Here is a 12,597-nt window from a genome sequence, read left to right as displayed (position 1 = left end):
ATATGTATTGGAATTAGGTTGTAGGGGTGGAGGACCCTGTCCACCCGGGCAGCAAGATTCCTGCAACCCGCTTTATGATTTGTCATCCTGAACGGAGTGAAGGATCTGACCTTTAAAATTCTAGACCCGTTCGCTCCGCTCAGGGTGACAGCTTTATGAGGATGATAAAGTAGGGTTGGGTCTCAGGCCCAATCAGGTTCAAAACCCAATGGCGGGCATGGAAACCCGCCACTACGCATGAATGACATATTTCAATGGTAGGGAACCACGCCCCCGTGGTTCCGCCTTACGTCGCATTTTTCTCAAACACTGCAAAACAACAGGATAATGCTCATTGACTTTCATAATAAATAAGAAAATCGGTGGTAGAGAAAGATAATCCAAGGATTTAATACCTGCTTGATCACATAATGGGAATTTGACTGAAATAGCACAGCTGTGTGTCTAATAGGGGATTGAACAATTTGTCGTAAGTATGCTATATTTAATTATCAAACAAAATATCGTTGTTAAAGGGGAGTAACTACCCAACAAGGGGAGATAAAGTCAACAACCGATGGCTGCATGCTATCTGGCTTTATCCTTTGACTTCTCAAAGCTGTAAGACCTTTAGCGCATTTTTATCTGCAGGATAAAATTGTGTTAGGGTTTTTTTTATTTTAAAATATTACTTATGACAAAAGCAGGAAGGAGGCAGGGATAAAATCGACTGGGATTTATCATGGAACACTAATGAATATAAAAGTTTAAAATAAATTTAAGGAGGAATGACGATGATGCCTTTTATGTTTGATCCAACTTTCATTTTAATATTACCGGCTATTTTACTGGCCCTATATGCTCAGGGAAAGGTGAAAAGCGTCTACGCAAAATATGCAAATTATAGAGCAATGTCTTCTATTACAGGGGCGGAGCTGGCAAGAAGGTTATTGAGAGACCAGCGGATTGACAGTGTTGAGGTCGAATTGGTGCAGGGACACCTGACAGACCATTATGATCCAAGAAAAAAAGTATTAAGATTGTCTCCGGAGATTTATCATGGTACATCGCTGGCCGCTTTGGGAATTACCGCCCATGAGGTAGGCCATGCAGTGCAGCATGAGGAGGGCTATACAATGCTGGTACTGAGAAATATGATTGTACCATTTGCCAGCATTGGATCCCAGGCTGCCTTTCCCCTGTTGTTTATAGGTCTTATCCTGGGGTCGCAATCACTGGCGGCATTGGGCGTAGTGGTGTTTATGTTTGCTGTTGCTTTCCAGTTCATCACTTTGCCTGTGGAATATAACGCCAGCAGCAGGGCATTAGCCCTCTTGTCAGAGGGTGGATATATAACTGCGGAAGAAGAAAAGCCTGTGAAGAAGGTGCTAAATGCTGCTGCTCTAACCTATGTGGCCGCAACAGCCATGGCGATTATGCAGCTGATAAGATTGTTAGTGATATCAGGATTGCTGCAAAGAAATAATGATTAAAGGTGGTTATTTTTAGTCCTTTCCTATGGCATTTATATGAGCTATATTATTATAAGAAATTAATTACGTTAGCCAAATACCTATTGAAGAAAGGCTGATTGGGCACAGCATAGCGTCTGATCAGTCCTTTTTATTTTTCAAAGGCAGTTGAAAGCTTTCAAAGGATGATATATACTAATATTATCGAAAACCGATATCTAAAACCGATAATAAAGAGGTGATTGTGTTGAAGGAGAAGGTTTTAAGGAAGCTTTTCCTGGGCTTTATTCAACTGCACATACTGCATCATGCATCTAAGGAGCCTGTATTCGGGCTATGGATGATGGAAGAATTACATGAACATGGATATGAAATCAGCGCAGGGACTCTATACCCAATTTTGCACGGCCTCGAAAAGAGTGGGTTACTGCATGCCAGTGAAAAGATTATTGATGGCAAGGTTAGAAAATACTATCAAATCACCGCTGAAGGGAAGGAGGTATTAAAGCTGGCCAAAGAAAAAGCTTTGGAACTAATAGAAGAGCTGGAATAGGAAGCATAGGACCTAAATCTTAAAGGAGGACATTGCTATGGAATTAGAATTATTTCAACTGCCAAAGGATGATCCATTTAAACTTACATCCTACCTTAAAAAATATAGAAAGCAGTTTGTCATTCAGGCTGTAGCAGGTATCCTCTACAACACAATCATTGTAGCAGGACCAATTTTGCTTGGGAGAGCCTTGGATGCGGCAGCCACATTAAAAAAAAAGGGAGTAAATCAGGAAAATATCAGGAGCCTGGCAGTGAACTGCTTTCTATTTGTAGGCGTTACAATTTTTTTCAATATGCACGATACATAAAAAGATGGTACTTAAGAGATATGAGCAATCGTATTGCATGTGATATGAGAGCCGGGATTCTTTCAAAGACATTAGGACAGTCTATGGAACAGCTGGATCGCGAGTCTATAGGGGATTTAATGGCAAGAACGGTTGGGGATGTAGAACAGGTGGTGTCGACCATGCAGACTACTATCAATGAAGCTTGGGATACCTGGCTGTTGATGCTGTCCTATTACGTAGTGCTGCTTTATTATGATCCGGTGATTACACTGGTATGCTCAATACCGATTCCTATTGCCATTTATACGGCTGAAGCAATCAGACATCCTCTCTATAGATTTTCTACAAATTCGAGAAAAGCTGCTTCACTTGTGAATTCCCATTTACAGAGGACCCTCAATGGAATAAGTGTCTTAAGGTTATTTGGCCGCGAAGAAATTGAGAGAGAAAGGTTAAAAGAATACAGTAAAGATCAGATGAACTGGAGCATAAAGACCAGTTTGCTTCAAACGGGCATGATGCCTGTATACTCTACGCTGGCTTCACTGGGGATTATTGGGGTTATTGGCCTGGGTGGGAATCAGGTAATCAGTGGCTCCTGGTCTTTGGGAAGTTTTACTGCATACCTTACGATGTTTATTGCCATGTCTACCAGAACATGGGTCGCAGCCAGGGTATTCAATCAATTTCATGCAGCAAAAGCATCCTGGGACCGAATAAAAGAAAAGCTTAGGGTTCCTGTTTTAATGAAAGCAGCCACGACTGTTCCTCAAATGGAAGAAAACAACGAAGAAGCTATCCGCTTTGAGAATATGTGTTTTAAATATGCAGGCAGTACACACAATGTGCTGTCCAATATAAGTTTTGAAAGCAGGAAAGGCGCTATAATCGGGATCACAGGTTCTGTAGGATCGGGGAAAAGCGCACTGGCAGCAGTATTGACAGGACTATATCCATACGAAGGCAGCATAAAAATCTTTGGCAGGGAATTAAGGGAGATGAATGCGGGGCAGCGTAAAGGGATGATCGCTTACTCCCCACAAGATTCCTTCTTATTCTCTTCGACAATAGAAGAAAATATTTCATTTGGTACCTTGGATAGGGCTTCAGCAGATTACGAAAGGCTGGAAAAGATATTGTACATCACTGCCTTAAGCGATGATATGGATTTATTTCCCCAGGGGATACAAACTCTGGTAGGCGAGAGAGGACTGCGTGTATCCGGAGGACAGAAACAGAGAATTTCCATAGCAAGAGCATTATATGCGGATACACCTGTCGTATTATTAGATGATCCCTTTTCTGCTGTAGATATAGGTACTGAAAGGAAAATGATTGAGAGAATACGGCAGGAACTACAAGGGAAAACCATATTGATTTTTTCACATAGACTGGAAGTTTTTAAACATACAGATCAAATTCTGGTTCTTGATAGAGGAAGACTGGTGGAACAGGGAAGTCATCATGAATTAATGCAAAAGGATGGAATCTACCAGAAAATATTTAATGCACAAAACTGGATGGAGGGTGAAAATAATGACATTAACTCCAACTAACAGGGGAAAACAGTATCCATTTTCACTGATACTAAAAATGCTGGCAAACACATGGCGTCGATTGCGGATATTTTATATAGCTTTGGCCGTTACCGCCCTCATCCTAACTTTACTGGAACTGCTGCCTCCTATTCTTTTGCGAAGCATACTGGATATATATTTAAAGGAAGGACAAATGAGTCAGATATGGCAGGCAGCAGCTTACTACCTTGCTGCAGCAGTGGGCAGCAGTTTTTTTGCCTTTGGGCAAACTTATCTAACAACCTATATAGGACAAAATATACTGATGGATTTAAGGCTGCTAATGGCTAATCATATTTCGAAACTGCCAATGAACTATTATAATCGAACACCGGTAGGCGAAATAATGAGTTATATGAGTTCTGATGTTGATTCAGTAAATGCACTTTTTTCATCGGGTTTGATCAGTGGATTCACAGACTTAATGAAGGTTTTCGGTATTGCCACGGCTATGTATCTGATAAGCCCTAGGCTATTTCTTGTTGCACTGCTGGCGATCGCTGCCATATTTATGGCGGCGAATTATTTTCGTAGAAATATATTAAAAGCACAAATGGAAATTAGAAAAGCAGTAGGAAAAATAAACACTTATCTGCAGGAACTCTTCAATGGCGTTCGCGTCATTAAATGTTATGTGAAAGAAGATGCATATGAGGACAAGTTCCAGGTTCCATTGAGAGAACATTTAAAATCCATTAATCATGCGGCAGTTTTTGATTCCTATTTTCCTTGTGTGACTCAGACCATAAGAGCCATTACCATTGCTACGATTATTCTACTGGGGGCACGAACAGGCAATATGGATAATACAATTTTAACAATTGGAAGCCTTGCAGCCTTTGCTGATTTAGTCAGCAGGTTATTAGGTCCTATTGAAGCTTTGAGCCAAGAATTCCAAACGATACAACAAGCTATGGCAGGCTTGAAGCGCATCAACGGATTTTTGGATGAGGAAGTCGAAGAAAAAGGTGAACTACACCATATCGATCACCCATTGACTCAAACCAAGAGTGGAATTGCCATACGGATAAAGGAAGTAAGTTTTGGATATTCAAAGGAAAAGACTGTCCTCAAGGGGGTGTGCCTGGATATAGAAGAGGGAAAAAAAGTAGCAATAGTAGGCAGAACAGGAGCGGGAAAGACAAGTCTCATGAATTTAATTGCCGGATTATATAGGCCTCTTGAAGGTGAAATCTGCCTGTCGGGTATAGACCCTTATCGCCTCTGTCCGGAAGATAGACGGCGATTAATCGGTATTGTGCCACAAAACACCCAAATCTTCGAGGGAACCATAAGAGAAAACATAACCCTAAGGGATGAGCGGATTACCCAGGAGGAGATAGAAAAGGCTGCAAAGCTGGTGGGTTTGCATGAGCTTATCGTTTCACTAGCTGATGGCTATGATACAATGCTGGGTATTCAGGGTATAAAGTTATCCTTTGGACAGGGGCAGTTATTATCCCTGGCAAGAGCTGTTGTCACCGACCCGCCTATACTCCTGTTGGATGAGCCCACTTCAGGAATGGATGCACTGACAGAAAGTGTGATTTTTGACGCCTTCAGAGCTGTGGGAAATCAAAGAACGATTATTACGATTAGTCACCGCCTCTCCGGGATCATTGACGCCAATGTGGTTTATATTATAGCATCAGGTAAAATTGTTCAATCTGGAAGTCCGGAAAAACTGGCAGGGGAAAAAGGATGGTATAATGTGTTTAGACAGTTAGAAGATCTGGGATGGAGATTAGATATCTAAGGAGAATGTTTATGAATATCTATACCGGTAATCAATATATACTTTTGTTTTTTGTCTATGGTCTGGCCTTTTATTCTATGGGCATATGTGCATTAATCCAGAATACGAAAGGTGAAAGCAATTTTCCCCTTCTAAGGTCCATAAAACACCTCGGGTATTTTGGAATCGCCCATGGAACTACGGAATGGCTGTTGATGATGATCATTGCACAGATATATCCCGAGTATGATAATACACTTATCCAATCAGCCATCCTATTAAACGCACTTTCCTTTACATTTCTCTACGTATTTGGAATAAAGCTTTTAGAATATAACGGAAGAATGGGGGTATTCCTAAAAGTATTGCCATGGCTTGTGTTTGTTATTTGGCTTGGGGTGTATTTTATCGTACCGCTATTTCATAGGGGAGATCTTTGGGCAAGACAGTGGTTCAAAAGCATGACCAGCCGATACTTTATAGGATTGCCTGCAGGTCTTATTACTGCCATCGCACTGTATAAGAATGCAGAAAGCATGATCAATATGGGACTGACAAAGATGGCCTTTAAAATAAGAGGATTGGCTGTCCTTTTCGCCGTCTATGCCATTCTGGCTGGCCTAATCGTTAAAAAGGTAGACTTTTTTCCAGCTATGTACATTAATAAAGAATTGTTCGCAAAGGTTTTTGGCGTCCCTGTTGAGCTGGGAAGGACGATTGCTGCATCTGCCATAACTGTTTTATTTATTAGCATTATTGATGTTTTCCAATGGGAAACCAATCAAAGAATTGTCTTATTGAATGAACAGCAGGTTGCTAGCAGGGAAAGAAGAAGACTTGGCCATGAGCTTCATGATGTAGTACTGCAGGATTTGTTCGCAGTAGGCCTACAACTGGAGGTAATGCTTGAGGACAGCAGCTGCTATGAGCAAAGAGAGAATATACAAAATATGAAAAACAGTCTCAACAGCACCATTTACAAAATTCGTGATTTTTTAGGGAAGGTATCTTCCAGAAAAATGGAGATCGAAGATCTTAAACACAAGATCCATGAGCTTGTCCACCACTATGAAAAAGCAAACAACGTGGAAATAGAACTGCTATATCAGATCCCTGACATTACTTTAGGACATCTTTCTTCTGAGAAACTAACGCAGGTTTATTATATCCTGCAGGAAGCAATTAATAATGCCATCAAGCATGCCAGCGCCAATAGGATTTCCGTCACGGTTAATACCACTTTAAAATATGTTGTGGCAAAGGTGCGGGATAACGGAAAAGGCTTTGACGTAGATAAATTGGATCATTCTAATGGTTATGGCCTATTTTCAATGCGAGAAAGGGCAAAGTCAATAAATGCCCTACTGGAAATAGAAAGCAGCCACAAAGGGACCACGGTGGTTTTAAATATCCCATGGGAGGAATATTATGATGGAAATAAAGGAAATTAAAGTACTGTTAGTTGACGATCATGCCATTGTTAGATGGGGAATTAATACGCTGATTGAGAAGAAACCCGGTTTTATAGTTTGCGGGGAAGCCGGATCCCTAGCAGAGGCTTATCAAAAGGTGGAGGCGCTAAAGCCTGATATTGTACTTTTGGATTTAAAACTGCCCGATGGAGATGGCGCCACCGGCTGCCGGCAGATCAAAAAGATTTTACCCCAGACAAAAATTATAATCCTCACAGCCTATGCTGATGATTTGTTGCTGCTGGAGACGATCAAAGCGGGGGCAGACGGGTATCTGCTAAAAAATATTGACAGTAAAGCCATCGTATCTGCTATTGAAAATGTAGCCCTAGGAATACCCATATTGGATCCTGCCATGGTTGGCAAAGTGATGAATGTAGTGAGGATAAAGAGCGAGTTTGAAGAAGAACTGACGGCGCAGGAGCGGAATATATTGGATCTAATTGGGTTGGGAAAGACAAATAAGGAGATTGCAGAGGAATTGTTTATAGCAGAAAAGACCGTGAGAAACTATGTAAGTAAAATCATGAAAAAAATAGATGTTACCAATAGAACAGAAGCTGCATTATATTGGTCAAAACAAAAGTCCCTCAAATGAGGGACTTTTGTCCTTTCTATAAGGGACATTTGACAAATATCCCTTTGGGATTTTAGATGATATGATATTTTTATAACAAGTACAATAGTGTTTTTATGAAGCGACAATTTCGCTGGTTTGTTAAAACTATTCTAAAGGGAGGAAAACAGATGTTTAAGAAAAAATTTGTAATTTTTGTTGCATTACTATTGGTAGCAGTGGTTAGTATTGGATGCTCTGCAAAGTCCGGAAAGTATGTAGATGGGACATACACAGGAACTGGAGAAGGGAAATATGGTCCGATTAAAATGGAGATTACTGTAGAGAAGGGGAATATTACAACGGTCAAGGCGCTGGAGCACAGTGAAACACCTGGATTATCTGACCCCGTATTTGAAAAGATTTCAAAAGCCATAGTTGAAAAGCAAACTGCTGAAGTGGATGTAGTTAGCGGCGGAACCGTGACAAGTCAGGGCATTATTGATGCAGCGAAAGATGCATTAAAAGCAGCAGCAAAATAGATAGAATCTAGATTGGCACGGTAAATTTGTAATCAATCTGATACCCAAAAACAAAAAGGAGTGGAAAAAATGCGTCGTATAGCAATGACAATGGTATTGATTCTCGTACTCATTACAAGTATGCTTGCAGCTTGCACCGCACCAGCAAGTCAGCCGCAGCCGGCACAAGGCAATGAGGATATCACAGCAGATGTGCTGGTAATCGGAGGCGGTGGAGCAGGCCTGGTATCTGCAATCACAGCTGCCGAAAACGGAGTAAAGGTTATCTTAGTTGAAAAAATGCCTGCAGTAGGGGGCAACACAATCATTTCCGCTACAGGAATTACTGCCTCTGATACACAGCTACATAAGGATTCAGGCATTTCCTTTACAGTGGAGGACCACTACAAAAGAACCATTGAAACAGGAAAAGGATTAGCCGACGAAAAGCTGGTTAGAGTCCTTGTAGAGAACAGCAGTGCAGCCTATGATTGGCTGGTTTCATTAGGATTAAGCTACAAGATTCAAAGCCCGGAAGAGCCGTTCTGGATCGTTCCTACAGAGGGACACTATGGCGCCGAATTGGTTAAGGCATTACAAGCCGAGGCTGGAAAACACAAAAACCTGGAAATTAAGCTAAATACAAAAGCAACGGAGTTAATTACAGAAGAGGGTAAAGTAGTAGGTGCAAAGGTTGAAGGCCAAGGGGGAGAGTATGTAATCAATGCAAAGGCTGTAATACTGGCTACAGGAGGATTGAACAATGCTCCGGAGATGATTGCAGAATACAACCCGAACTATAAAGGTGTTCACACAGAAATGACTACACCAGGTCCTACAGGTGATGGTATTAAAATGGCTGCTGCAGTAGGTGCTCAGTTAAGACATATGGATTTATTCCAAATGAGACCTCTTTCATCTAATGGAAACTGGTATAAGGAAGTAGTTATCAGTGAAGAAGGAAAAGGTGGTATCCTAGTTAACTTAGATGGAGATAGATTTGTTGATGAGACAATGAAGACTTGGGACTTAGCTTCAGAAATATTGAAGCAAAAAGAGGGAACAGCTTATATTATTTTTGATAATGATGTATATGAAACAAAAGAAGGAAAGAAAACGGTTGAAAAAGGTAAAGGCGTAAAAGCTGACACCATCGAAGAACTGGCAGCACAGCTTGGACTAGACCCTGCAAAGTTAAAAGCAACTGTAGATGCTTATAATGCTGGACAAGATCCGTTCAATAGAAAAGCAATGGGAAAAGTAACCACAGCACCTTTCTATGGTATTAAGACACTTCCATCAAGCCATTACACAATGGGTGGAGTTGCAATTAATGAGAATGCACAAGTATTAAAAGAAGATGGTAGTGTTATCGAAGGTTTATACGCTGCCGGTGAAGTCGTTGGCGGTTTATACGGTGCAGGACGTGTTGCTGGAAATAATACTTTGGATGATATTGTATTTGGTAAAATCGCAGCGAAGCATGCAATAGGAAAATAGGTATTCCACTGGTGAAGGAAATACATGTTTTCCCCTTAATATAATCTAACCAGAAAGATGCAGACCTATTATAAAGGGTCTGCATCTTTCTTTAATTCATGTACTTTGATTCTAATCACATCTTTTCATATGAATTCCCTCTATAATTAGATTAAAGAACAATATATGAGGAGGAGATATTTATGATGAAGGTATTTAGTAAAACTCAGAAAATTGGTGAGATTGCAGCGGTATTTCCAAAAGCTACAGATATATTTATGGAGTATGCGATCGACTTTTGCTGCGGAGGGGATCGGACGCTAGAAGTTGTAGTCAAGGAACAAAACATTAATGAAAAAGAATTGCTGAGCAGATTAAATGATGCATATACAGCCTTTGACAAGCTTGCAGGGGAAGATAAGGATTGGAGAGCTGCAACGTCAGCAGAGCTGATTGATTTTATCGTGAATAGACATCACAGTTTTATGAGGGAAGAGCTGCCTGTTGCAGAAAAGCTGCTTAATAAGATTCTAAGAGTGCATTATGTAGAGAATGGCCAGGTTCTATCAAAGCTTCATAAATTATTCAGCAGTCTTAAATCAGAAATTGAAGAGCATCTCATAAAAGAGGAAGAGCTGCTTTTCCCATTGATGAAGAAATATGAAAACAATCCAACTGCTGAAGTGAAAGAGGATATTTTAAAGGTGATGAATGAAACAGAAAATGAGCACGATAAAGCAGGGGATATACTAAAAGAAATGAGAAAGATTACAAATGGATATCAGGTACCTGAATCAGGCTGCAGCTCATTTGCAAGAACCTATGATAAATTGAAAGCTATCGAATCAGACTTATTCCAGCATATTCATCTTGAAAATAACATCCTGTTTCAAAAAATAAAATAAATACATCTTTAGGAAAAAAGGATAATGGTGCTGCCATTGTCCTTTATTTACTTATTGGAAAAAGAATATAGATAGCGGGGAAGAAAACTGATCAGTAGATCAAGAAATCCCTCGTCTCAAAAAATGATTATGACAAAAAAATAGTGGTATAAATAGGATAAAGTTTTCCGGAAAATTATTTCCAATCATTAAGGAGGTAGGAAAAATGGAAAGTAATATGTTTTGTTTTCAGTGCGAACAAACACTGGGAGGCAAGGGATGTACCCGGCACGGCATATGTGGTAAAAGCCCGGAGGTTGCGGGGCTTCAGGATTTACTCATACATATGCTGCGGGGAATTGGATTTTACGGGCAAAAAGCATTAGAAAAAGGGCAGAAGATGGATGATGATACGAATAAATTTGTAATGGATGCCATTTTCTCCACCCTCACCAATGTAAATTTTGATCCGGAAAGATTTGTAAACTACATAAAGAAAGCTGTAGAAGTAAAGGCATATCTGAAAGAACTAGCCGGGGAGATTGAAGGTACTGTTCCTGCTGCTGCAGATTACATTCCGCCGATGACGAAGGAAGAGATGCTGGAGGAAGCTAAAAAATTTGGTGTGATGGCAGATACCGGCTTAAATGAAGATATTCGATCCCTGCGCGAGCTTCTGACCTACGGAATGAAGGGAATGGGTGCGTATGGCCATCATGCCCATATACTTGGTATGATGGACGATAGGGTCAGCCATTTCTTCTATAAGGGACTAGCTGCCACCATTGATAACAGTCTAACGGTAGAGGATCTAGTTCAATTAAATATGGAATTCGGCCAGGTAAACTTTAAGTGTATAGAGCTGCTGGATAATGCTAATACCAGTATCTATGGACACCCGGTACCAACAGAAGTATTGATTACCAAGAAAAAAGGACCTTTTATCATTGTTTCGGGACACGACTTAAAGGATTTAAAGCAGCTATTGGAACAAACAGAGGGTAAAGGGATCAACATTTATACCCATGGTGAAATGCTCCCGACCCATGCTTACCCGGAGCTAAAGAAACATCCTCATTTGGTAGGCAACTTTGGCGGCGCATGGCAGGATCAGCAAAAAGAGTTTGATGGGCTGCCCGGAGCTATATTGATGACTACAAACTGTCTGCAGAAGCCCAGGGACAGCTATAAGGACAGGATATTTACTTCAAGTATCGTAGGCTTCCCAGAGGTTGCACATATACAAGAAGCAGATGGTGTAAAGGACTTTACACCTATTATTAAAAAAGCCCTGGAGCTTGGCGGATGGCAGGAAGATGAGCCAGAAAAGAAAATACTAGTGGGGTTCGGGCACAACACAGTATTAGGCGTTGCTGATAAGGTAATCGATGCAGTAAAGCGCGGTGCTATAAAGCATTTCTTCCTGATTGGAGGATGTGATGGAACAAAACCGGGAAGAAACTACTATACGGATTTTGCTGAAAGAGCGCCGGAGGATACGATCATCCTAACCTTAGCCTGTGGTAAATTTAGATTCAATAAAAAGGAATTTGGAACCATTGAGGGATTGCCAAGATTGTTGGATATGGGCCAGTGCAATGACGCTTATTCAGCCATCAAGGTAGCATTGGCTCTAGCAGAGGCTTTCGAATGCAGTGTAAATGAATTGCCGCTGTCACTGATCCTATCCTGGTATGAGCAAAAGGCAGTGTCGATCTTACTTACATTGCTGTCTTTGGGAGTTAAAAATATTCATCTTGGACCTTCCCTGCCGGCATTTGTTTCACCGAATGTACTGCAGGTGTTAGTAGATAATTTTAATGTGACACCAATCTCCAATGTTGATGCAGATATGAGTGCTATCCTGGGAGAGGCGGCTACAGCATAGCAGAATTATGAAAAAAGGCTATCTCAGGATAGTCTTTTTTTTCTTAAATTTATTTACACATCTGTCCGGCCTATCCAAATTGTCAAATTTTTTGGAATAGGCTTTTTATTTTTGATTAAAAGGTTTACTGTAGGCAGAGAAAATGATACTATCAGAATAAGAAAACGTTTTTTTAAAAAAGAGGGGGCG

The 12,597-nt window shown here is 40.7% G+C and carries 11 protein-coding genes; all 11 read left to right on the top strand.

Features of this window, described 5'->3' with window-relative positions; translation table 11 throughout:
* Nucleotides 1–773: 773 nt before the first annotated feature.
* The 11 genes from BUB56_RS14820 (at nucleotide 774) to hcp (ending at nucleotide 12,408) form a co-directional block, all read left to right on the top strand.
* Complete coding sequence (locus BUB56_RS14820) at nucleotides 774–1,472, top strand: zinc metallopeptidase (RefSeq protein WP_330392663.1); 699 nt, start codon at nucleotides 774–776, stop codon at nucleotides 1,470–1,472.
* A gap of 223 nt (nucleotides 1,473–1,695) precedes the next feature.
* On the top strand, nucleotides 1,696–2,004 hold the full coding sequence (locus BUB56_RS14815) for a PadR family transcriptional regulator (RefSeq protein WP_334292841.1): 309 nt from the start codon (nucleotides 1,696–1,698) through the stop codon (nucleotides 2,002–2,004).
* Between the two features lie 37 nt (nucleotides 2,005–2,041).
* Nucleotides 2,042–2,314 (top strand): hypothetical protein, encoded by a 273-nt coding sequence (locus BUB56_RS14810; RefSeq protein ID WP_110942080.1) that lies wholly within the window; start codon nucleotides 2,042–2,044, stop codon nucleotides 2,312–2,314.
* 20 nt (nucleotides 2,315–2,334) lie between these two features.
* Nucleotides 2,335–3,852 (top strand): ABC transporter ATP-binding protein, encoded by a 1,518-nt coding sequence (locus BUB56_RS14805; protein ID WP_110942079.1) that lies wholly within the window; start codon nucleotides 2,335–2,337, stop codon nucleotides 3,850–3,852.
* Nucleotides 3,833–5,629: an ABC transporter ATP-binding protein gene (locus BUB56_RS14800; RefSeq protein WP_190014574.1), complete on the top strand. Its 1,797-nt coding sequence runs from the start codon at nucleotides 3,833–3,835 to the stop codon at nucleotides 5,627–5,629. The genes BUB56_RS14805 and BUB56_RS14800 overlap by 20 nt, the downstream gene beginning before the upstream one ends.
* An 11-nt stretch (nucleotides 5,630–5,640) precedes the next feature.
* Nucleotides 5,641–7,059: a sensor histidine kinase gene (locus BUB56_RS14795; protein ID WP_190014573.1), complete on the top strand. Its 1,419-nt coding sequence runs from the start codon at nucleotides 5,641–5,643 to the stop codon at nucleotides 7,057–7,059.
* Nucleotides 7,037–7,678, top strand: a complete 642-nt coding sequence (locus BUB56_RS14790; RefSeq protein WP_110942076.1) for a response regulator transcription factor — start codon at nucleotides 7,037–7,039, stop codon at nucleotides 7,676–7,678. The genes BUB56_RS14795 and BUB56_RS14790 overlap by 23 nt, the downstream gene beginning before the upstream one ends.
* A gap of 149 nt (nucleotides 7,679–7,827) precedes the next feature.
* Complete coding sequence (locus tag BUB56_RS14785; protein WP_190014572.1) at nucleotides 7,828–8,178, top strand: FMN-binding protein; 351 nt, start codon at nucleotides 7,828–7,830, stop codon at nucleotides 8,176–8,178.
* Nucleotides 8,179–8,247: 69 nt separating this feature from the next.
* Complete coding sequence (locus BUB56_RS14780) at nucleotides 8,248–9,657, top strand: FAD-dependent oxidoreductase (protein ID WP_110942074.1); 1,410 nt, start codon at nucleotides 8,248–8,250, stop codon at nucleotides 9,655–9,657.
* Between the two features lie 182 nt (nucleotides 9,658–9,839).
* The gene (gene ric / locus BUB56_RS14775) at nucleotides 9,840–10,541 is read left to right on the top strand and encodes an iron-sulfur cluster repair di-iron protein (RefSeq protein WP_242946393.1); all 702 of its coding nucleotides are present in this window, start codon (nucleotides 9,840–9,842) and stop codon (nucleotides 10,539–10,541) included.
* A 205-nt stretch (nucleotides 10,542–10,746) separates the two neighbouring features.
* Complete coding sequence (gene hcp, locus BUB56_RS14770; RefSeq protein WP_110942073.1) at nucleotides 10,747–12,408, top strand: hydroxylamine reductase; 1,662 nt, start codon at nucleotides 10,747–10,749, stop codon at nucleotides 12,406–12,408.
* Nucleotides 12,409–12,597 lie beyond the last annotated feature (189 nt).

The sequence above is a fragment of the Geosporobacter subterraneus DSM 17957 genome (genome assembly GCF_900142145.1).
Taxonomy (GTDB): Bacteria; Bacillota; Clostridia; order Peptostreptococcales; family Thermotaleaceae; genus Geosporobacter; species Geosporobacter subterraneus.
Note: the sequence above shows the minus strand (reverse complement) of the source record. Positions and strands in the feature narration are given on the sequence as shown.

Excerpts from the sequence above, each read along its gene's own strand:
- BUB56_RS14820 (WP_330392663.1), top strand. The coding sequence starts at position 774 with ATGATGCCTTTTATGTTTGATCCAACTTTCATTTTAATATTACCGGCT.
- BUB56_RS14790 (WP_110942076.1), top strand. The coding sequence starts at position 7,037 with ATGATGGAAATAAAGGAAATTAAAGTACTGTTAGTTGACGATCATGCC.
- BUB56_RS14780 (WP_110942074.1), top strand. The coding sequence starts at position 8,248 with ATGCGTCGTATAGCAATGACAATGGTATTGATTCTCGTACTCATTACA.
- BUB56_RS14800 (WP_190014574.1), top strand. The coding sequence starts at position 3,833 with ATGACATTAACTCCAACTAACAGGGGAAAACAGTATCCATTTTCACTG.
- BUB56_RS14810 (WP_110942080.1), top strand. The coding sequence starts at position 2,042 with ATGGAATTAGAATTATTTCAACTGCCAAAGGATGATCCATTTAAACTT.
- ric (WP_242946393.1), top strand. The coding sequence starts at position 9,840 with ATGATGAAGGTATTTAGTAAAACTCAGAAAATTGGTGAGATTGCAGCG.
- BUB56_RS14785 (WP_190014572.1), top strand. The coding sequence starts at position 7,828 with ATGTTTAAGAAAAAATTTGTAATTTTTGTTGCATTACTATTGGTAGCA.
- hcp (WP_110942073.1), top strand. The coding sequence starts at position 10,747 with ATGGAAAGTAATATGTTTTGTTTTCAGTGCGAACAAACACTGGGAGGC.
- BUB56_RS14795 (WP_190014573.1), top strand. The coding sequence starts at position 5,641 with ATGAATATCTATACCGGTAATCAATATATACTTTTGTTTTTTGTCTAT.
- BUB56_RS14805 (WP_110942079.1), top strand. The coding sequence starts at position 2,335 with ATGAGCAATCGTATTGCATGTGATATGAGAGCCGGGATTCTTTCAAAG.